The sequence below is a fragment of the Pseudomonas sp. G3-19 genome, assembly GCF_054855875.1.
The window spans coordinates 4,048,636-4,070,082 of record NZ_JBMPIQ010000003.1; the positions used below are offsets into that span (position 1 = coordinate 4,048,636).

Sequence of the window (21,447 nt, forward strand, 5' to 3'; positions counted from 1 at the left end):
CACACCGCATTCGCGAGCAAGCCCGCTCCCACAGGGTCGACAGTGGGATCGAAAAGGCACCGAAAGGTGCCTTTTGCCTATCTGGCAACGGCAAACTCACATTGCCCGGTGTCGCATTCCTCACTCAGTCTGATAACGTGCGTCTATCGATTGCAGCCGTTATGCTTGGCCCGCAACTTCATGGACGCTTGCTATGACCCTCACAGAATTACGCTACATCGTTACCCTCGCCCAAGAGCAGCACTTCGGCCACGCCGCCGAGCGTTGCCACGTCAGTCAGCCGACCCTGTCGGTGGGCGTGAAAAAACTTGAAGACGAACTCGGTGTGCTGATTTTCGAGCGCAGTAAAAGCGCCGTGCGCCTGACCCCGGTCGGCGAAGGCATCGTCGCACAGGCGCAGAAAGTCCTGGAACAGGCGCAAGGCATCCGTGAACTGGCCCAGGCCGGCAAGAACCAGCTGACCGCCCCGCTGAAAGTCGGCGCGATCTACACCGTCGGGCCGTACCTGTTCCCGCACCTGATTCCACAACTGCACCGGGTCGCCCCGCAGATGCCGTTGTACATCGAAGAAAACTTCACCCACGTGCTGCGCGACAAACTGCGCAATGGCGAGCTCGACGCGATCATCATCGCCCTGCCGTTCAACGAAGCCGACGTGCTGACCCTGCCGCTGTACGACGAGCCGTTCTACGTCTTGATGCCGGCCCAGCACCCGTGGACGCAAAAGGAATCCATCGACGCTGCCCTGCTCAACGACAAGAGCCTGCTGCTGCTCGGCGAAGGCCACTGCTTCCGCGACCAAGTGCTTGAGGCCTGCCCGACCCTGACCAAGGGCAACGACGGCGCCAAGCACACCACGGTGGAATCCAGCTCGCTGGAAACCATCCGCCACATGGTCGCGTCCGGTCTGGGTATCTCGATCCTGCCGTTGTCGGCTGTCGACAGCCATCACTACGCCCCGGGCGTGATCGAAGTACGCCCGCTGTCGGCGCCGGTGCCATTCCGCACCGTGGCGATTGCCTGGCGCGCGAGCTTCCCACGGCCGAAAGCCATCGAGATCCTCGCCGACTCCGTTCGCCTGTGCTCGGTGGCCAAGCCCGCCGCACCGGTCACGGCCGGTTAAGCCAGCGTCATGACTGAGCTGTCGCAGGTGTCGGTCACCGCACTCAAGGGTGTCGGCGAAGCCATGGCCGAGAAACTGGCCAAGGTCGGCCTGGAGAATCTCCAGGACGTGCTGTTTCACCTGCCGCTGCGTTATCAGGATCGCACCCGCGTGGTGCCGATCGGCCACTTGCGACCGGGCCAGGACGCCGTGGTCGAAGGCACCGTCAGCGGCGCCGACGTGGTCATGGGCCGGCGTCGCAGCCTGGTGGTGCGCATGCAGGACGGCACCGGCGGACTGAGTCTGCGCTTCTACCATTTCAGCAACGCGCAGAAAGAAGGCCTCAAGCGCGGCACGCGGATTCGCTGCTACGGCGAAGTGCGCCCCGGCGCCTCGGGGCTGGAAATCTACCACCCGGAATACCGCGCCATCACCGGTGACGAACCGCCGCCGGTGGACGAAACCCTGACCCCGGTCTACCCGCTCACCGAAGGCCTGACCCAACAGCGCCTGCGCCAGTTGTGCATGCAGACCCTGACGCTGCTCAAGCCGAACACCCTGCCCGACTGGCTGCCGACCGAACTGGCCCGTGACTACCAACTGGCGCCGCTGGCCGACGCGATCCGCTACCTGCACAACCCGCCCGCCGATGCCGATGTCGATGAGCTGGCCCTCGGTCATCACTGGGCCCAGCATCGGCTGGCCTTCGAAGAACTGCTGACCCATCAACTGTCGCAACAACGTCTGCGCGAAAGCATGCGTTCACTGCGCGCGCCAGCGATGCCGAAGGCGAAAAACCTGCCGCCGAAATACCTGGCCAACCTCGGCTTCAACCCGACCGGCGCGCAACAACGCGTGGGCAACGAAATCGCCTACGACCTCAGCCAGCACGAACCGATGCTGCGGCTGATTCAGGGCGATGTTGGCGCGGGAAAAACCGTGGTCGCCGCCCTCGCGGCGCTGCAAGCGCTGGAGGCCGGTTATCAGGTCGCGCTGATGGCGCCGACCGAGATCCTCGCCGAGCAACACTTCATCACCTTCAAGCGCTGGCTCGAACCGCTGGGCATCGACGTCGCGTGGCTGGCCGGCAAGCTCAAGGGCAAGAATCGCGTCGCCGCACTGGAACAGATTGCCAGCGGCACGCCGATGGTGGTCGGCACCCACGCGCTGTTCCAGGACGAAGTGCAATTCAAGAATCTGGCGTTGGTGATCATCGACGAACAACACCGCTTCGGCGTGCAGCAGCGTCTGGCGCTGCGGCAGAAAGGCGTCGGCGGGCGCATGTGTCCGCACCAACTGATCATGACCGCCACGCCGATCCCACGCACGCTGGCGATGAGCGCCTACGCCGATCTCGACACCTCGATCCTCGACGAACTGCCGCCCGGTCGCACCCCGGTCAACACCGTGCTGGTCACCGACACCCGTCGCGTCGAAGTCATCGAACGGGTGCGCAGCGCCTGCGCCGAAGGGCGTCAGGCCTATTGGGTGTGCACCCTGATCGAAGAGTCGGAAGAGCTGACCTGTCAGGCCGCCGAAACCACGTTCGAAGACCTCACCGCCGCCCTCGGCGAGCTGAAAGTCGGGCTGATCCACGGGCGCATGAAGCCTGCCGAGAAAGCAGCGGTCATGGCCGAATTCAAGGCCGGCAACCTGCAACTGCTGGTCGCCACCACCGTGATCGAAGTCGGCGTCGACGTGCCCAACGCCAGCCTGATGATCATCGAAAACCCTGAGCGTCTGGGCCTCGCGCAGTTGCACCAATTGCGTGGCCGCGTTGGCCGGGGCAGCGCGGTCAGCCATTGCGTGCTGCTCTACCATCCGCCGCTGTCGCAGATCGGCCGCCAGCGCCTGGGCATTATGCGCGAGACCAACGACGGTTTCGTCATCGCCGAAAAAGACCTCGAACTGCGCGGCCCCGGGGAAATGCTCGGCACGCGCCAGACCGGTCTGCTGCAATTCAAGGTCGCCGACCTGATGCGCGACGCCGATCTGCTACCCGCCGTGCGCGATGCTGCGCAAGCGCTGCTGGAACGCTGGCCGACTCACGTCAGCCCATTGCTCGACCGTTGGTTGCGCCACGGGCAGCAATACGGCCAAGTGTGAGCACCGTCGCAGTTTGTGCAGGATCGTTCCTACAGAGCTGGTTATACTCCTGCCATTGTTTCAAAAACGGATACAGACCATGACTGACGCAGCTCTCGCCCCTGAACTTCCGCACGCGCCGTCTGTAATTCGGCTGCTGCTCGGCAAGCTGGGGATCGCCTACGAAGAAGTGCTCGACCACCACGGCCTCAACGCTTCGCGCAAGGTACAAGCCGTGTTGCTGGACGATGCCGTCGGCGCGCTGATGGTGCTGTTTCCGCAGAGCCAGTTGCTCGACCTCAACCGCCTCGCCGAACTGACTGGCCGGCGCCTGACCGCCGTGTCCACCGAGCGCCTGGAAAAGATGCTCGGCAAACACAGCCTGAGCCTGCTGCCGGGCCTGCCGGCACTCACTAGTTCGCCGTGCCTTTACGAAGAAAGCCTGCTGCGTGAACCGAAGCTGCTGATCAACTCCGGCGAGCCGGGCCTGCTGCTGGAAATCGCCAGCGAAGACTTCAAGAGCATGCTGACCAAGGCCAGCGCCGCCAATTTCGGCGAAGCCCTGAGCAGCATCCGCCCTAACCTCGACCGCCCGGACGATGACCGCGAGGAAATCACCCAGGCCGTGCAAGCGTTCACTGCACGCCGGATTCAGCAGCGTCTGGAAGCGACCATCGAGATTCCCCCGCTGGCCGAGACCGCGCAAAAAATCATCAAGCTGCGCGTCGACCCCAACGCCACCATCGACGACATCACCGGCGTGGTCGAAACCGACCCGGCGCTGGCTGCACAAGTGGTGAGCTGGGCGGCGTCGCCGTACTACGCTTCGCCGGGCAAGATCCGTTCGGTGGAAGACGCGATCGTTCGCGTGCTCGGCTTCGATCTGGTGATCAACCTGGCGCTGGGCCTGGCCCTCGGCAAGACCCTGAGCCTGCCGAAAGACCACCCGCAACACACCACACCGTACTGGCAGCAATCGATCTACACCGCCGCCGTCATCGAAGGCCTGACCCGCGCCATGCCCCGCGCCCAGCGCCCGGAAGCCGGCCTGACCTACCTCGCCGGTCTGCTGCACAACTTCGGTTACCTGCTGCTGGCTCACGTGTTCCCGCCGCACTTCTCGCTGATCTGCCGCCACCTGGAGGTCAACCCGCACCTGTGCCACAGCTACATCGAGCAGCACCTGTTGGGCATCAGCCGCGAACAGATCGGCTCCTGGCTGATGCGCTACTGGGACATGCCGGACGAACTGGCCACCGCCCTGCGCTTCCAGCACGACCCGAACTACGACGGCGCCTACGCCGAATACCCGAACCTCGTCTGCCTGGCCGTGCGCCTGCTGCGCGGGCGCGGGATCGGCTCCGGGCCGGATGAAGACATTCCGGATGCGCTGCTGGAGCGTGTTGGCCTGACTCGCGACAAGGCCAATGACGTGGTCAGCAAAGTGCTTGAGGCTGAAGTCCTGCTGCGTGAGCTGGCTTCGCAATTCAGCCAGGCTTAAAAACTTCGCGAGCAAGCTCGCCCCACAAGGTTTCGGTGACCTCCTGTGGGAGCGAGCTTGCTCGCGAAGAATCCACCCCAATCTACCTGCCTGACACAAAACCTGTGGTGAGGGGATTTATCCCCGACCGACTGCGCAGCAGTCGCAAACCCAGGCAACAGGGTGTGTCAGTTATATCGAGGTCTCAGGTTTTGGGGCCGCTGCGCAGCCCATCGGGGATAAATCCCCTCGCCACGACAGCCCATCTTCTCAAGCCCTTCTACTCAAGCCTTGGGCTTGGCCTTCCTCGGCTTCAAATACTTCATCAATCCCTGAAACCACATCACCAGCGCCGGATTCCCCTTCAGCTGGATCGACTTGTCCTGAATCCCCTGCATAAACGCCAGCTGCTTGTTCTTCGCCTGCATCGTGGCAAAGGCATAACCCGCATCCTTGAACGCAATCGCAAACGCCGGCTCCGTCACCACCCCAGACTTGCTGGTAACGCGCTGATTCTTCACCACGAAATGCCGCGCCACTTTCCCGTCCAGCGTCTGCAGCTGAAACACCAGATCCTTGTCACCCAACTGCTGCTGGAACGCAGGATTTGTCCGGCTGGCCTTACCCATCAACAAACCCATCATCCACAGAAGAAAACGAAATTTCATGCGCACAGCCTCAAAAGGAAAATGATCGGCCGGGGCAGTGTAAGGGATTCAGACGATAACGCCACTATCTGCCGCTATTGGAAGATGATGCAGACCATTTCCCGCACGATGACCGCCAAGTCACAACTCGGCACCCACCGTCCTACACCTGTTGAAACACATCCCTGTAGGAGCTGCCGAAGGCTGCGATCTTTTGATCTTCCGGCCTGCAAACCTATGGGAAATTTCCTGCAAAGTGCCGCGATACCTATGAACTAGGCAGGTTGGCAGTTCGTCGATAGCCTCTGTGTGTCGCCGCAAAATCGGTGACTCGGACGTGCAAGTCCGGTTCAGGTGCACATTCGTTGATGGCATTTCGCCGAGCGTTTTCCTATGCTCGCGGATCGTTATGGCGGCTGTGCGTCGGAGACCTTCGGGTCTGCCGGCCACCTGGACCGGTCTTGCACACCAACGCACAGCTGCCACCTCTTTCGAAGTGCAAAGCGAATAGGTGTCGGCCTCACAACTCCAGGAAGCTGCACCATGATCAAACCAACACCCAATCCCCCCGAAACCCCAGACATATCGCCTTACGAATCGCTGGAATCCAAGAAATTCCACGAAGCCGCCGAACGCGCCCTCGACCACCATTTCAAACCGCGCACCGAATCCCAACCCAAACGCGAAACCGGCCTCTTCAGCCTCGCCCCCGGCACCGATGCCGAAGCGCTCATGGCCAATGCCTCCGAAGACCTCCTGTCCATCAGCGCCATCGCCTGCGACCTCGCCGACGACCTCCACGGCTCCCGCCGCTCGGTAGCACTGGCCCTGAGCAGAATGGCGGATGGGGTGCGATTGATGGTGGAAGGGACGCTCGACCATATTGAAGTGCGAAACCTGGCGGCCAAGTCGTAGCGGGATTTGCGGATGAAAAAAGGGGACTTTAAGTCCCCTTTCTCAAGTACGTGAGTCACCACTGACAGCCTGTTTCAGGCAAAGCATTCATGTTGCTATCGTGTTCGAATATGTACTTCTTTCCGGACTTACGGTTTGTGTAAACGATTCCGTAAAAGAAGGGATCCTGGCTCGCCATTACATAATCACCAGTCACAAGGCCTCCAGACACCTCCACCCACTTCGTCGTGATTTCGGGGGGCCGATTAGGGTTCGGAAACTCTTCTTCCGAGCCTCCATAGACGAGAGTAAGCGCCTCTTTCGACTTACTGTACCTAACGCTCGCAACTTGCCATTTGGCGCTCGAGTCGTGATAGGTCCGCAATTCAAAATTGCTGCTCTTACCCTCTTGTGAACGGAAGCAATAGATCTCCGTTTTGACCTCGCTGTGAGCCACAAGAGGAAAGAGGAAAGAGGAAAGAGGAACGACAACGCAACAGATAACATCCGGATTGATTTCAAACCGATCATTCCTTCAACGGTTCAGAGGTAACTGAAAGCGCATCCGCACGCTGCAATTCGCGAAATCCTCACGGAACAAACGCTCGCTCATTTCGCAGTGCCCATCCGCATATTGCTTCCAAAGCGGATCATCGAACTCATCCCCTCCCAGTCGCTCAATGGCGGCCGCTAAATTTCTCTCACGATCCTTCCCCACAATCGCAGATGCCGCTTTGTAAAAGCCATCTAGCGGTAAGCCCGTCTGCAGAGCAACCAACTCCCCCAACCGAGCATTGGTTGTTTGCACGAGACACGCGAGCCTTTCGATGGGTGCCTCTGCACCGGGCAAAGCCGACTGATAGATATCCTCGCAAAACGACTCTTTGAAACGCACCCATTTCTTCTGCACATCGGTCAGCTGATTCTTGTCAGCAGGCGCCAAACTGACCAAAACTTTCTTATATTGCTCATTCAACACTGCATCGACTTTCTCGAAAGTCTGCTGACCACAAATGATCAAATCGGGATTGGAAAAACTGTCGGGATTACAGACTTCTTGGGCATGCGCAGGAATCAGCAAAGCAGCAAAAGAAACACCCGCGACCAGCCTACAGAGCGCCTTGAGTTTGATCATGACCCGGATACTCCGCCACTGCGCTCAGCTACCCGAGCAGGAATTTTCAAAGCCTTTCCCGCGTCCGACATACGCGATGCATATTGCTTGTACGCCGATACAGCTCGCTCTTTATCGTTCATAGCCCAATAGCTATCTGCGAGATTCAGGTAAGCCACCGTCCGCGCTGGGTTGTGTGCAATCACCGCATTCAACAGCTCAATCGACTCAGCGTAGTAACCCGCCTCGCCCAGTAAAAACCCAAGGTCGTTGGACCAGCCGGGACGCTGCGGGTAGTAGTACTTTGCGACGATATAGCTATCCGGGGGACAAGTGTCATGCGAGCCGCCGCCCATCAACGCGTAGCTCATCGTATCCTTGAAGGAAGAGTCATCACCCTTTCGGTAGGCTGCCAGCGCAATATCCAGCAAATCAGCCGAATCGACGGTCATCAATTTCTTTCTCACGCCCTTAATACTGCCAGTACGAGCAACCTGCAGCTTCTGCAGCGCTTCACGCCCATCGAAAGAAGCGAGAGTGATGGGGCCCAATGTCTGCACCGGCAACTCCACTACGCTGACAAGCGACCGGTCACAGGAGTCGTTGTTCGCCACTTCCAGGAGAGCTTTCAGCTCAAACTGCTTTGAACCTCTGTTGAAGGCGAACAACAGGTTGAAGTTATAAACCGCGTTATCTTCTTCGCTGGTTACTAGCGCGATGTAATCCCCAGCCTCAACAAACGGTTGCTTGACCACAGCTTCCTCAGCCTGTGGATCAATGACGGTCATTACGCCAGGGCGACCTTTGAGTACATGGACGCTGAATTCACCCTGAAGCGCAGACGAGTACTGACTTTTGATCAGAGGCAGCGCCTTCGACGTATCGAGCAAGATGTCCTCATCACGTGTCTGTACCGGCGCAATCAACAATCGGTTGGAGGCCTCGTCCGCATCTCCTGCCAGAACAAATACGTTTTGCCGTGATGCATCACCCAGCAAGCTAGCCGGAATTTCCTTGAGGACTTGGGGCGCAGCAAGCGCGGGAGAACCCGGTACAGCGACACAACAAGTTAGAGCGCAGAGAACGCTCTGCAATACGCGTTTCACTTTCTTCAATCCTTGATTCAATCAAATGATGTCCAAATACACCCCAATAGAGCTTGTCCGATTAGGCACCGGGTTCAGGCGCGCCGCACTTCAGTTCTTTAATTCGCTCATTCTGGATCGGTATCACACAAGCGAGCCGTTTCTCTCCTTCCCCACGAAGCTCGAACAAGCTGAGCGTCAGGTGTAAACCATCGGCAGCAAATGCATGATCCTCAAACAATGCACTGACATAACCATTCCAAAACGATTTGCCGTCAAAACTGCAAAACCGCTGGGAGGACAGAACTCTCCAACCGCCGTTGGGCGCCAGAATCTGGACCGACAGGCATGGGCTGCCAAAGGTGCTGACATAACGTGCCACGACATTGCCGAAGCGCTGGGAGCCGGACAGGTACACCTTGTTGAGATCGAGCACATTACCCGGCTCATCAGCGACGATTGTGTCCAGGTAAGCCGCACGCTCCAGACTCAGTCTGGCCATGCAGTTGTTGATCGTCGTGACATGCGCTGCCACCCCTGGCTCGATTTCCGTGGCTTCAAGCGGGCATGTGGTGTCGCGTAGCTTGATCCAGGCGCGCTGGGATTCTCTGGCCATGGCGACCAGCGCCTTGCCCTGCTCAGGGTCAAGCCGTTGTTGAGCCTCAAACCGTCTCAGCAGTTTCTTGTAGCTGGCATTGAGTTGCGTGTCGGCTTCCTTGCGGGCTGCCTCCACACACCGATCGACCTGGGCGCTGACGGTGATTTCTTTGCAGTCGTCCTCGGCCATCGCAAAAGAGGCAAACAGGCATCCAAAGGACAACGCGATAAAACGCACAAACATGTTCAATTTTTCATTCCCTGAATTGCGGATCGCTCAACTACGCGTCGAGGTATTTTCTGCGCCTTGCCGTCGGCGCTCATCGCGTCGCGGTACTGGCTGTAATAGCGTTGCGCTTCGTCTTTGCGATCAAGGCGCCAGAGTGAATCGGCGATGTTCAACATCAGTACTGTGCGTTTACCGACGGCCTCAACGCCGCGATAAAATTTCAGCGCCAGCTCATCTCTACCGCCCTCGGCTAGATAAAAACCCAGGTCGTTGTACGCCTGAACATTTTGCACCGGGGGATAGCACGCCATGTAGGATTCGGGACTCAAAAAAGTCAGACCCGATTCGATGGAGTCAGCGCGGGACTGCGCAGCGTTGATGGTCGAAATATATTTCAGCCAGTCTCTTGGGGACTCCGTTTCCAGGGTAGGCGTGAGGACTTCGCCATCTTCCGAAAACCACTGATTGCCCACCCATTTGCCGAGACAAAAACGAGGGGAACGCTCGGCCAGCACGCAACCAGTTTCCATGGAGATCACATCGCAATGCTGTTGCGACTCCAGTTTTTCTTCACCATTTTCAAGCGACAACATGCCGAACACGACGGGGTCGAGCAGCAAGGTTTTCTTGTCAGGACTGAGCCAGTCCGGGTGTCCGTCGGCGCCGACATCGGCACTGAAGAGCGGGAAGGTTTTGCCGTTGGCGGTGAACCATGCGGTCGCCGAATCCACACCGGGCATCGTCCATTTTGTCGCTCTAAACGTCACGGTGTGTCCGTCGATGCCGACTATCGGTGGGTCCTCGGCAAAGGCACTTGTGGCGGCAAGAAAGCTGCCGATCATCAACACCCACTTAAGGCTGGCCATAGACGATCCTCTTCACCGCCGGGCTTTCTGACATTAGCTGTCTCTTCGTAACGCCATAGGCCTTGATCAGCTCTTCCCGAGATCCCTTCGAGCCAAAAGAGCGTTGGTTATTATCGAAGCTGTATTGCTCCAATCGCCCTGTTGTCGAGTAATACCCATGCCACTCCGCGCAGGCACCGCAACCGCCATATCCGCCTATCGAAACAAGACTGCCCTTGGTGCCTTCCACGCAATCCATCGCCACAACGACATTGCTCAACATCTTCGTCTTCGCACCGTCGGAAGTGAGTTGTGAAACTTTGCTGATATCGCGTCGAAGCACCTTGCTACCGATGTTGATGGTCTGGTCGGAGCAAACTGGGATAACGTGGGTTTCCGCATCATCCACCGTCACCGATCGGCAAGACGACACCAACACCACTTCAACACCGCCGCACTGCATGACATCGCGTTGGGTGTAAGCATCCGTCGGCGCGGCGAAGGCTGGGGAAGAGAACAACCATGCCAGCCCCCCGAAAAACAAAAACTGATTCATTAAGAAATCCTTTTCGCCGTTAACCAGCCTGTTGTTCCGCCAAGCACTTCGCATAGCCGTCCGCAAACTTGGCATCGAATGACAATGCCACTGGCTCCTCCAACTCCGCCGAGCTATTGAGCAATACACGGGTAGCCGGGGTGTATTTGATCCAGCCAATCGTGCCGGTGCCGTCGGTGTCGAAAAACAGCTGAGCGCGCACTACTTCACCGTCGTCCTCGTCGATCAGCAAATTGACCTTGTCCTTGCCGACATAACGAAACGGAAAATCGCTGCTCCTGACAAGCTCAGTAAGGTAGCCGTAGCAACTCCCTTCGCTGGCAGTCGCGGGCAGTGAATGAGGTAATAGCGAAAGCGCAATCAGCACAGACCGAATGAAAAACCGGTTCATCCACTCACTCCTCATCCATCGGCGGCGATTCCACGTCGGTCATGCTCAGCAGCCGAAACTCATTGTTCACAAACTCGTAGTAACGATCCCGATTACCACTTTCCAACGCATTCCCCTGCGCATCTTCTTCGCCGTCGAGCGTGATGCCGGAGACGATGATCAAGCGGCTATCTGGCTGGTAAACCATGCCAAAAGTGCTGCCGTCGTAAGCATTCGGCAGACCGCCAACTACTTCACCGGTCTGGGCGTCCAGCACTTCGCCGCAAATGGCGCTACCGCCACAGCCGAGCCTGTGCAGGATGTAATGGCCGGCGAAGTTGACCTTGCCTTGCAGGGCTTTCGCTCGGTCACTTTCCATGACCGGGTTGTTTTGTTCTTGCGGCACCGGTTCATGGTTGGGGCCGGGAAACACGGAGGCGACCCTGTAGTCCTTGAAGGCTGGATCGGCGGCGGATGCCATGGAAGTGGCGGCTAACAGCAAGCTGCCGAGAAGAAGCGAAAATCCTTTCACGCTGTAACTCCTTCGTTACCAATATGCCCAGTGCGCAGTTATTGAGCGATTTTTCGGCGGTCCTGGACATACAGCCAAATCAACGGCGGCAATAGCACGAGCAACGCAAAACCGTCGAGCCACAGGTGCGACCAAACCTGCTTTTGCGCAGACAGCCACATGTCCTGCGGCGCCCATAACAGGATGCCGGCGATCAACCATCCCCACACTGCTGGAGCTTTCAAGCGATTGCCCAAGTGCACCAGAGCGAGCATGTACAGCGAATAACTTTGCAGCGTCGCGCCGAACAGCGCGAGCCACCAGACCTGTTGTTCGTGGCCGGCGGTGGGAACCGTATCGGCGCCCCAGAATGCGAGTTCCAGGGTGTGCAGATAGCCGTCAAGTAATCCGGAATGCCCGGCCCAGGTCAGGGTGAGGCCGGCGAGTATGTGCGCGATTGCGGCGGCGTATAGCCAGAGCACTAGCGCAGGGCGAAGGGAGTTCGAGGGGGCTGGCATTCCGTGTCCTGAGCGCATTCCTTGGGGGTGGGGGAGTTTAAAGGAAAATGGGAGTTGTCAGACGCTTAAGCACTAAACGTTTTATGGTGACGGATTCAGGCTCAGCGCGTGCGAAAGCGCATCAAACATGCCCCAAAATTCAAATGCAGTGGCAAGCCTCAATCGGCGCGGCGCCTGACGATTCCAATCGCCCCACGATGAAGAGGCCCAACTGATTACCTTTGTCAGCCGCCATTTGATAACAGGCTAACGCCCGAGACATATCCTTCGTTCTAAGCTCGCCACAACAAACCGTTTCACTGTGTTTTTCCTTGAGTCATTCAGGCTTTGCGTTTGGAGAACCGGGTGACGCATTGCTTGGTTATGTTCATTTCCCAGTAGGTGCTGAGCAACGCTTTACGCTTTTTGTCGACACGCAAATTAACGAAACCATCGCCGCCGTCCGGCTGCAACTCTTCGAACGTGCCGGTTTTGACTTGGTAAATGAACACCCGGTAGTAGTCGTAAGTACCCATGCCGTCATCAAGCTGCCAGATCGCGAAATCCTGGGCGCCGTCGAAATTGAAATCGTCGAACTGCATGTGGAGTTCGTTTACGGCTTCAAAATCGACCGTCCGCGACTCATTATGCGTTTCGCCTTTAACCGCGACGTTCAGCGTGGAGCCTTTGAGAACCAGCGTTGTTTCAACGCCTTGGGTTGGGCTGAACGTAGCGGTTTCGGCTAGCGACGGGATCGTCCACAGCAGACCCAGCAGTGATAACGCTAAAGTTTTGAAATGCATGTACTCGCCCTATTCCCACTTGCATCCGGACTCCGGAGAGGAGTCGATGCTGGTATTGATTCCGAAGCTGTACACCTTGCCGTTGGACTGCTTTGTGTAAGACATCGAGACGATCTGCGAGCCTTGTGTCATCAACTCATAAGTGCCCGTGACCTCGCCGTTGATGACTTCGGACCAAGTTCTGGTGTGCTGCCAAGGCGCGTCCGGATCGAGGATTTCATTCTGAGAATCCGTCAACACAATGGAAATAGGCTCGCTGGATTTGGCGTACTTCACAAAACCACCGGACCATTTGCTGGCTTCGTCATAGTAGGTACGGAGTTCGAACTTTACCGGGCTCGATTGGGATAGTTCGAAGCAAAGTGATTCGGTGGTGACTGCGCTTTGAGCGCCTAAAGGAAATAGCGCAAAAAAGAGAAAGAAAAGTTTATGCATGCTCATCCAAGTCGTCGCTTTCGCGCGAATGCTCTGGCTTGTCCGTTTCAACGTCTGCTCTTGTCCGGTGCCAAAGCCAATTGGCGAGCACGCTCTATCGTCGCGCGAATTAGGCAGGCATCGGACCACTCACCGAAAACAGATTTATACGATTTCGGGTCGGCCTGGCACTCCGCATCTCGAAATTTCATCCAGGCTCTTTGAGTTTCCCTCAGTGCTTTCTGACCGCTTTCGTCCAGCCGACTCATACGATCCCGATATACAGAGTTCAACAATGCATCCGCGTCAGGAACCATCAGATCAAGAACACCATTTCCCGAGGGAAACCACTCAACGTCCGCCAATGCCTGTTCGCTTTCATTGTTCCAATTGTAGAGGCCGTTTTCTTCGATCTTCAGTGTGGCGGATCGCTGATGGTGATTCGTCGGATCACTCTCGCTGACCTCCGAGCGATAAACAATTTCCAAATAGATAGGGTCGGTTGTGCGCTGAGGATCATTCAATAGCGTTTGCCGAACAGTGGCCCGTTGCTTTTTGCTCTCAGTGATCTCTATCGAAAAGCACGGATCCGGCCCAGGACGTTCTGCGGACGCCTTCCTCTCCAGGCATTGATTACGAACCGCCATGGAAGGGCTATCCGAGCCGCCACCCACATCAACGACTCTGACAAGCAACCGGACTTCCGGATCCTTGGAAAAGTCGGCCTGAAGGATGGTGGCAATCATCGTGCCCTCAGCCATGACCACAGGCGACAGTATTGAAAGTAAAATAATGAGACTGAATCTGAAAATCTGCATTCCTTGGCGTCCGTAAAAAAGTCAGTGACCCGTTCAATTCTGAACGGGTTTGCGACAGAAAATAGAGTCAGAACCGACAAACGGGCCAGATCCATTTAAGTTCTCAACCAAATTCAAAGCGGTCGAGCGCAAAAAATAAATCCGGCTCCTTTACCAGAACAGATCCATTAAAGCCCCGTAGCAAACGTCCCATCAAACAATAAAGTTTCCAAGGCCTAGTCATGACCCGTGAGCCTTAACAGAAGGAGAGTGGTCTGCAACTTCTTCTATTACTGCGTTGTAGCACGCTGCCTAACCCGATCAGGAACCTTGGCTTGCTTGCCATTCTCGCTCATGAGATCGGTATATACCTTATAGTTCTTTCCTGCGGATGCTTTATCACCCGCCTCCCAATAAGCATCTGCGAGATTAAGATAGGCAACTGTCCGCTTCGGATTTTCTGAAATAACTTTTTTCAAGAGCCAAATTGCGTCGGTATTGAAGCCTGCCTGCTGCCAAAAAAATGCTACGTCATTGAAAACTTGTTGGCTGGCAGAAGAGTAACCATACTCACCAATGTAGCGTTCAATAAAATCACGTTTCGGAAAGCTAGAAAATCTTGCTTTATCCTTATAAAGGCGCGACGTGGCGTTTTTGAACTCGACCAAAAGTTCTTCTTTTATATTTTTCTCAACACCAGAGACCATTTCTATCTTACTCAGACATTCAGCGCTTTCACATTTCTGCGCTTCATCATGTTCAAGCACTGAATAGCAATATGGTTGTGGTTGCCCCGCAGAGCCAGGACCTTTCTGTAGATACACCAGACTTTCACCACTTGCATTAATTGGTTGGCAATAAGGAACCACACCGAAAGCGTCAGGTACTCCGGATTTATTCTTGCCAATATCCACGCCACTTACGATCTTGCTCGCATCAAGTGTTTGCACTTTTCCGTCAGCACTCAAAATCCAGAAGGTGTTTTCCTGAGAGCTACAGTCACATTCACAGCTCAATATATAACTCTGGCTCCTGATATCAAACTTCGCCTTTGGAACGCCATCAGAACCACAGAAGTTCTCAGAAATAGCCACTGAGCAAATATTGGTATCAGGATCGCATGCCAGCTTTTTCCCTTCGCTCCACGCTGGAGACGAAAAAAAAATCAAAATAATAAACCAGCGAAATTTAAAGCTCACAGATGTCACCCTCTACGATTATTCCGTAATTGCCATTTTCTCGCGTGGCAGTGTTGCCACTCATTGTAGCGGTATACTTTTGCCCCTGAATGATTCCCATCCGGCGACTGAAGGCATCGGCCCTATACGCCTCTGAGGCTTTTTCCGCTCGTTTTTTACAGACAAAAATCAGTAGCTCTTTTTGGGTAGTAATATTAGCACTAGGGAACTCGGTTCTAATAAGCTGCTCCGCCTTCGCGAGATGATTTTGCTGAACACACAAGTCGTATAGCGCACAGTAAGTACGCAGTTGAATTTTCACCATCAGATTCGGTGCCAATTCGCGCATCAACTTGATACAAGACATCACATTCTCATTATATTTCGCCGCATGATTCAGCTGAATCTTTTGAAACGCTTCGACCTCGCCAAGCTTCTTGAAAGCCGATTTCCATCCTGCATTGTTGCTGGCGATTACTCCCGTCGCCCAACTCATTTGGGCGGCGGGATTCGCAGAGTTCAACGAATTTATCAGTGTCTGGAAATTCATGTTGGCACCAAAACATCCGTCAAACGTGGCTTGATCTGCTCCACGCATCTCCAGCAGAACTGGCCCTAACGTGCCCTGCCCGAAGTTCCACTGAATAACACCGAAAGACATACCTTGACCATCGAAATTACCGGCCAGTGCCTCATAATCCAACTTGCTCTTTCCTTCGTATCCGGAGGAAACCAATAGTGCGATTTCTTTGGCCTTGTTGAGTGGAATGCAAACGGCCGACAGCGCATTCGCTACAAAGGCAATCGAATGGAAATGCCATATCAAGTCGGTACTGATAGCAGCCTTTTCTTTCAGTTCATCCCAAAACACATAGCTGCTGATCCTTTCTTTCTCATGCTTCAGTGTCTTCGGGGCGTGCTCAAGCTCGGTATCAAGCCGGCTCCATTTTGGAGCATCTGCTTTCGCTTTCCACTCCGTCGGATGATGTGCAACCAGCTTGGACCATTGCGACCGCGTATCAGGGTTTTTCAACGCCTCGGCCAACTCGGCCGGATCGACGTCGCCGCTCTGGTCTTTATCGACCTTCGTGAACAGATCCTGAAAGAACGCAGGCATGTCCTTCGGATCGAGAAACCCGTCCGCTGTCGCATTGGTTTCTTCGACGATCTGAAACCCCAGCTTTTCCCAATCATGCTGAGTGATAATTTGTGCGCCCACTTTCTTGACTAGACCATTGACGGCCTGAGCATTGTCAGTAAGGGTCACATCGTAGTAATCGTCGGTACCCACCTTGATGACCGGCGTCTTGTTCAAATCAACTGCATGTTCCTTTTTCAGCACCGTACTGTCTGTCGCAGGTGCTTTTTTCTTCAGATCGCTTCCGGCTGGCAAGTACAGGTATTGCTTGCCGATCTTCAGACCAGCCGTATTCTTGAGGAAGTCTTTTACGTCTGCTTCAGCAGTGAATATCTCGACGTGCACTTGATACTTACTCGCTACACCGCCATCTTCGCCGGTCAGGTTTTCAGTCAATCCCAGGTAGCCAATCGGATCTCCAGCCTTGATTCCAATGCTTGCGGACTCCACAGAGTCAAAGCTGCTCGGGATTACATCCCAAGCAACAAAGTCGTTTTCCACAATTGCCCAGAAGCTGGGAGGAAGGTTCCCATCCCCAGCCAAGCTACCGCTGCTCGTACATTTCGCCATTCGACGAATTGTCCCTGCAACATTGAGGTTCAGTACCTCTTTGCTTTCAAATTCCACCGAACTTTGAGGGTTAAGTTGCAGCGAGCCAATCTTATCACCGGCATTCTGCCCATTTTGGGCAGAGATAGGACCCTGATAAAGATCCAATCTTGTCAACGCGGTTCCTTTCACCTTACCTTGCCAATATTTTGGCTTTAAACGCTCCGGGATCGGGTCTGCCAGCCATATACGTGCGGGTTTGGAGTTTTTGTAGGGTTCTCCGTCTTTCAAGTATGCGAACCAAACCTCTTTGCCAGTCTCGCGAACTTTGTGGCCGCTTTTTTTCACGCTACCTGACAGGATTTTGCCTTTTGCGTAGGTAACTGTGCCTAGGGCCTTTTGATCCAGTATTTCAAGTTTGGTCCCCGCAACGAGCTTGCCGACGTTCTGAACGCTACTGGATTCAGGGAAATCGTCGTAAGCGTTGAAGTCACTTACCTTCATGGTCACTTGAGGCTTCGGAGTTTCTTCCTCAGTCAGCGGATAACGCTTGAAGGGCAGAAGGTGCATGTACAAGCTGTAGAAATTCAGCTTATTTTGCTTGCCTTTATTCGGTCCGTCTTCTGGGTTCGGCGCAGATTTGTACTCATGTCGCACCAAACAAAACGAGTTGGAATACTTCAGTTTTTTCTCATTTTCACCGAACGTAGACTCCAAATAATCTTCGTTAAGTCGGTAGGCCACGACTTCACCGTCGGCCATACACCGAATTGGTTCGTTCAAGATGCACTGAGGAGCGCTGGCATTGCTGATGTGAATGCCGCCATGCCAGAACTTGTTGCTGCCTAGCAAGTAGTGGCCAGCAGTTTCAGCCTCGAGGGCTTTGTAAACCTCCTCAGCATCAGCGAACTGTTTACCGTCAGCTTTTCTGAACGGATATTGAAAGTTCATCAGAGGGGCGGGGCCTGCCGGTGCAGGTGCTGCCGACGGCGCGGGAGCTGGCGTGGCACCTGTCCGATATTCCTCCTTAGCTCTCAGAAATTTTGTTGGAACAGGCCAGTAGTAAGCAGGCGGGTTAGTTCCAAAGAATGCTTCTGAAGGTCCGTTAGTGGTCTGAGCACCAAAAATTTTTCCTTGACGCGTCGCCGCGTTGTACTCCATGACAATGCCAGTATGAAACAGACGACGACTACCTCCCGTTAGAGGAAGTATGTCAATCCAAAGAGCAATGTCCCCTTTCTTGACCTCTGTCGGCGGCACTACGGTGTAAAAGCGAGAGGAGGCGTTCATAGCTCTCGTCTCCTCATACTCAATCTGGTAGCCCGCGCCAGTGAGCAGAAGGTTCACCATATGTGAACAATCGATCAGTTTTTTTCCCGCCGCGTTGGTTTGAGTGCCATTACCTCCCATCAGGTAGACGTAATCACCGCCGGTGTACTGGTTTCTTAAATCGAGTGGTTCGGTCATTTCTGCATCCTGCAAATTAATAGCAATAGCTGGTCTTGGTAGAAGCAGCAGCGTCTTGCGCGTGTAAACGTTTCAGATTTCCGGCAGCGGTGTCGTTACCCTTGTCAGCGGCGAGACGATAGCAGGCAAGCGCTCTGGACATGTCTTTGGTAACGAGCCTTCCTTCTTCAAACGAGTAACCCAAGTAATTCATCGCATCGACCGAACCCATTGATGCAGCGCGAATAAGCTCTTTTTCGGCTTGCTCTGGATGTCGGCAAGGCCCTTCGGGTACAGGGTTGTTCCCGTAGCAATAGAAAGTCGAAAGAGAGGCTGCACCGTCGGCAAGCGTTGTCGCGGCAGCCTTGAAAAGCGCCTCGACTTTTTCCGTTTCCAACTGTGGTGCCATTCCAGAAAGACTCAGACCCGCAGCACTCAAACTTGCTTGTGGGTCTCCAGAAGCAGCAGCGCACTCATAGTTTTCCAGCGCAGCCACAAACAGTTCACCGGTTAGCCGATACTGCTCTAACCCACCTAACCCAGCGAAGGCTTGCGCGCGCTGATAACAAAAATTCTCGGAGGTGCTCATGGTCGGCGTACTCGCCACTACGAGATTTTTCTCACTAATCGACCAATCCTCAACACCCTCCAAAACCCAACACGCCTGGTGAGAAAAGTTAAAGATCTTGATGTTGCTGTTACCTGCACGCTTATCAACAACGTTAAAGTGACTGTCATCAACCGCTTCGACTTCGACACCTTCTGTCTTACCTGTGGCTACGGGCGCCATCAGTGGAAAGGCCAATGTCGAGCTTTTGACTCCCGTCGTTTGCGGCTCAAAATTTCCGCTCTCCCCAGCAGGTTTCAAAACCAGCGACTTCACCGTCATCGCAGTCAACCGCTGCTGAGTTTCAGCATTCGCAGAGAACGCCGGCAGGAATTGGGAAAAGTCCTCAGACGGACACTCATCCGCATAAGCGCTGCCATTGAACAGGCTCAGCAGCGAGGCGGTGAAAGCCGCTACGGCGAAACCATTCCTCTTCTTCAAAAAACCATTCATGTCGATCACTCAGAAAACACAAAAAAAGCCTTCGGCTTAACCTTCTCAGGCACCGCATTCCCCAACGCCTGATCCATCAAACTCCCCGCCTTATCCTTATCCGCCGCCCCTGGCAGCACCGGCGGTTTAATCCCGATGCCAGTCCCACTCCCCGGCGAGCCACCCGCATTGATCTTCACCACCGGCCCAACCACCGTCACACCACCGCCATCGAGCTTGATAAAGCTCCCACCCCCAAGATGGTCAGCTCCGTCCCCGCCTCGATAACAATCTTGTCCCCAGCCTTGAGGTGAATCTCTTTCCCCACGCTGGTGAGCTGCGCCGTGCCGAGTTTGACGTGCTGGTTCTGCCCAACCGTCAGATGATCATCCAGCTTCGCTTCAACCTTGCGGTCGCTGATGGTGGTGCGGTGTTCTTCAGCCTTCAGCTCGGTGTAGGTGTTCTTCACCACGGTGTCGTGACGTTCATTCCCGACCCGAATCTTCTGGTCGTGCTCGATGTTCTCGTCCCAGTCGCGCTGGGCGTGGATGTAGATCTGCTCCGCGCCCTTTTTGTCTTCGATGCGCAGTTCGTTGTAACCGCCACCACCCGGGGAGCTGAGGGTTTTGAAGACGCTTCGGGTTTTGTTTGCCGGCAGTGCATACGGCACCGGGTTTTCCTTGTGGTACAGGCAGCCGGTCACCAGCGGTTGGTCGGGGTCGCCTTCGAGGAAGGTGACGAGGACTTCCATGCCGACGCGCGGAATGCTGATCGCACCGTAGCGGTCGCCGGCCCAGGAGCTGGAGACGCGCAGCCAGCAGCTGGTTTTGTCGTCGGCGAGGCCTTCGCGGTCCCAGTGGAATTGCACTTTGATGCGGCCGTATTGGTCGCAGTGGATTTCTTCGCCTTTGGGGCCGGTGACCATGGCGGTCTGGCTGCCGAGCACGCGCGGTTTCGGGTGTTCGAGGGCCGGGCGGTAGAACACGTCCCACGGGGTGGCGAGGAAGGTGTTGCGGTAGCCCTGGTGGAAGTCGTCCTTGTTGTCGGTGGTGTCGCTGGTCACGCCTTCTTCGAGGACTTGCGGCTGTTTGCCTTCGTGGAAGATTTCGGTGAGCAGCCACAGGTCGTTCCACTCGCTGCGCGGGTGGTCGGACAGGGCCATGAAGTGGCCGCTGACCAGTTTGGTCTGGTCGCCGCGACCTTCGGCCTGGCGATAGTCGGCGCGGTGGCGTTCGAGGGCGCGCTGGCTGAGGAACTTGCCGCGCGCACGGTCGATGAAGCGGCCCGGGTAGTCGTAGTCTTCGAGATCCGGTTCAGTGCTCTCGCCATCGGGTTTGTACGCTGCTTCCATTTGCAGGCGCGGTTTTTCGAAGTCGTAGTCGCGGCGCGTGGTGCGGCTGGTGCGGGTTTCCAGGCGCAGTTTGAAGCCTTTGATCACCGGTTCTTCGGCGACCATGCCGCTGCCCTGTATGTAGGCGGTCGGCTGGCCGAGGTCGGGGAACACGGTCTGGTCGTCGCCGAACACCAGCAGGTGAGCCTTTTCGCTGTGCTGGAAGTGGTAGTGAATACCCTCCTCTTCGCACAGGCGCTGGACGAAGTGCAGGTCGGTTTCGTCGTACTGCACGCAGTAGTCGCGATCCGGGCACGGCTGGCTCAGTTGGAAGCTGTAGGCGTTGCCCTTGATCCCGTGTTCGTCGAGGATCAGCGCGATGATTTTCGGCGCCGACATCTGCTGGTAGATGCGCTGGTTGGTGCGGTGATGCAGGTATTGCAGCTGCGGCACCAGCGAGACCTTGTAGCGGGTCAGGCGCTTGCCGGCATCGCCCTGGGCGACGCGGTAGATCTGCCCGTGGATGCCCGAGCCCTGTGGATCGAACGCGAGGAACGCCTGCTTGTGCAGGAGTTTTTCCAGGTCCAGATCGGGGTTTTCGCTGACCAGTTCGAGGTCGAAACGAAACGGCTGGCTGATGCCTTCAGTGCCGGTGAACGACAGCACTTGCAGGTCGCCCACGTAGTCTTCGACCTTGAGGCTGAAGTGGGTTTCGTTAGCTGGGTTGAACATAAAGCGCTC

The 21,447-nt window shown here is 55.8% G+C and carries 19 protein-coding genes and 1 pseudogene; 4 read left to right on the forward strand and 16 right to left on the reverse strand.

Annotation, left to right across the window (positions count from 1 at the left end; all coding sequences use genetic code 11):
- The first annotated feature begins 193 nt into the window (after positions 1–193).
- The 3 genes from ACOYXI_RS18670 to ACOYXI_RS18680 all read left to right on the forward strand — a co-directional run bounded on the left by ACOYXI_RS18670 (position 194) and on the right by ACOYXI_RS18680 (position 4,688).
- A complete protein-coding gene (locus ACOYXI_RS18670; protein ID WP_027610401.1) occupies positions 194–1,123 on the forward strand; it encodes a hydrogen peroxide-inducible genes activator in 930 nt (309 codons plus the stop codon).
- 9 nt (positions 1,124–1,132) lie between these two features.
- Entirely contained in the window at positions 1,133–3,208 is a 2,076-nt protein-coding gene (recG, locus tag ACOYXI_RS18675) for an ATP-dependent DNA helicase RecG (RefSeq protein ID WP_134784989.1), read from the forward strand.
- 79 nt (positions 3,209–3,287) lie between these two features.
- A complete protein-coding gene (locus ACOYXI_RS18680) occupies positions 3,288–4,688 on the forward strand; it encodes an aminoacyl-tRNA deacylase and HDOD domain-containing protein (RefSeq protein ID WP_134784990.1) in 1,401 nt (466 codons plus the stop codon).
- Positions 4,689–4,951: 263 nt separating this feature from the next.
- Here ACOYXI_RS18680 and ACOYXI_RS18685 read toward each other — a convergent pair whose 3' ends face one another.
- Positions 4,952–5,335, reverse strand: coding sequence for a helicase (locus ACOYXI_RS18685; RefSeq protein WP_134784991.1), 384 nt, complete (start codon positions 5,333–5,335; stop codon positions 4,952–4,954).
- Between the two features lie 522 nt (positions 5,336–5,857).
- Here ACOYXI_RS18685 and ACOYXI_RS18690 point away from each other — a divergent pair.
- Positions 5,858–6,229 carry a DUF6124 family protein gene (locus tag ACOYXI_RS18690; RefSeq protein WP_134784992.1) on the forward strand — a complete coding sequence of 124 codons (372 nt, stop codon included), beginning with the start codon at positions 5,858–5,860 and terminating at the stop codon, positions 6,227–6,229.
- A 514-nt stretch (positions 6,230–6,743) separates the two neighbouring features.
- Here the strand turns inward: ACOYXI_RS18690 and ACOYXI_RS18695 are convergent.
- From ACOYXI_RS18695 to ACOYXI_RS18765, 15 genes and pseudogenes are all read right to left on the reverse strand, one after another.
- Positions 6,744–7,343 (reverse strand): lysozyme inhibitor LprI family protein, encoded by a 600-nt coding sequence (locus ACOYXI_RS18695; protein ID WP_134784993.1) that lies wholly within the window; start codon positions 7,341–7,343, stop codon positions 6,744–6,746.
- Complete coding sequence (locus tag ACOYXI_RS18700) at positions 7,340–8,428, reverse strand: tetratricopeptide repeat protein (RefSeq protein ID WP_134784994.1); 1,089 nt, start codon at positions 8,426–8,428, stop codon at positions 7,340–7,342. Before ACOYXI_RS18700 ends, ACOYXI_RS18695 begins: the two co-directional genes overlap by 4 nt.
- Before the next feature lie 61 nt (positions 8,429–8,489).
- Positions 8,490–9,248: a lysozyme inhibitor LprI family protein gene (locus ACOYXI_RS18705; protein WP_134784995.1), complete on the reverse strand. Its 759-nt coding sequence runs from the start codon at positions 9,246–9,248 to the stop codon at positions 8,490–8,492.
- Between the two features lie 2 nt (positions 9,249–9,250).
- A complete protein-coding gene (locus ACOYXI_RS18710) occupies positions 9,251–10,099 on the reverse strand; it encodes a tetratricopeptide repeat protein (RefSeq protein WP_134784996.1) in 849 nt (282 codons plus the stop codon).
- Positions 10,086–10,634, reverse strand: coding sequence for a hypothetical protein (locus ACOYXI_RS18715; protein WP_134784997.1), 549 nt, complete (start codon positions 10,632–10,634; stop codon positions 10,086–10,088). The genes ACOYXI_RS18710 and ACOYXI_RS18715 overlap by 14 nt, the downstream gene beginning before the upstream one ends.
- Positions 10,635–10,653: 19 nt before the next feature.
- On the reverse strand, positions 10,654–11,025 hold the full coding sequence (locus ACOYXI_RS18720) for a hypothetical protein (RefSeq protein WP_134784998.1): 372 nt from the start codon (positions 11,023–11,025) through the stop codon (positions 10,654–10,656).
- Between the two features lie 4 nt (positions 11,026–11,029).
- Positions 11,030–11,485 carry a hypothetical protein gene (locus ACOYXI_RS18725; RefSeq protein WP_139055232.1) on the reverse strand — a complete coding sequence of 152 codons (456 nt, stop codon included), beginning with the start codon at positions 11,483–11,485 and terminating at the stop codon, positions 11,030–11,032.
- 89 nt (positions 11,486–11,574) lie between these two features.
- A complete protein-coding gene (locus ACOYXI_RS18730) occupies positions 11,575–12,033 on the reverse strand; it encodes a cell division protein (RefSeq protein ID WP_139055102.1) in 459 nt (152 codons plus the stop codon).
- Between the two features lie 320 nt (positions 12,034–12,353).
- Positions 12,354–12,815 (reverse strand): XAC2610-related protein, encoded by a 462-nt coding sequence (locus ACOYXI_RS18735; RefSeq protein WP_139055101.1) that lies wholly within the window; start codon positions 12,813–12,815, stop codon positions 12,354–12,356.
- Between the two features lie 9 nt (positions 12,816–12,824).
- Positions 12,825–13,250, reverse strand: a complete 426-nt coding sequence (locus ACOYXI_RS18740) for a hypothetical protein (protein ID WP_095669268.1) — start codon at positions 13,248–13,250, stop codon at positions 12,825–12,827.
- A 47-nt stretch (positions 13,251–13,297) separates the two neighbouring features.
- Positions 13,298–14,047: a lysozyme inhibitor LprI family protein gene (locus ACOYXI_RS18745; protein WP_461675149.1), complete on the reverse strand. Its 750-nt coding sequence runs from the start codon at positions 14,045–14,047 to the stop codon at positions 13,298–13,300.
- A 269-nt stretch (positions 14,048–14,316) separates the two neighbouring features.
- Positions 14,317–15,225, reverse strand: a complete 909-nt coding sequence (locus ACOYXI_RS18750; protein ID WP_461675150.1) for a tetratricopeptide repeat protein — start codon at positions 15,223–15,225, stop codon at positions 14,317–14,319.
- On the reverse strand, positions 15,215–18,358 hold the full coding sequence (locus ACOYXI_RS18755) for an EF-hand domain-containing protein (protein ID WP_461675151.1): 3,144 nt from the start codon (positions 18,356–18,358) through the stop codon (positions 15,215–15,217). Before ACOYXI_RS18755 ends, ACOYXI_RS18750 begins: the two co-directional genes overlap by 11 nt.
- Positions 18,359–18,374: 16 nt before the next feature.
- Entirely contained in the window at positions 18,375–19,397 is a 1,023-nt protein-coding gene (locus ACOYXI_RS18760) for a tetratricopeptide repeat protein (RefSeq protein WP_461675152.1), read from the reverse strand.
- Between the two features lie 5 nt (positions 19,398–19,402).
- Positions 19,403–21,438: pseudogene (locus ACOYXI_RS18765) on the reverse strand (type VI secretion system Vgr family protein).
- Between the last annotated feature and the right edge of the window lie 9 nt (positions 21,439–21,447).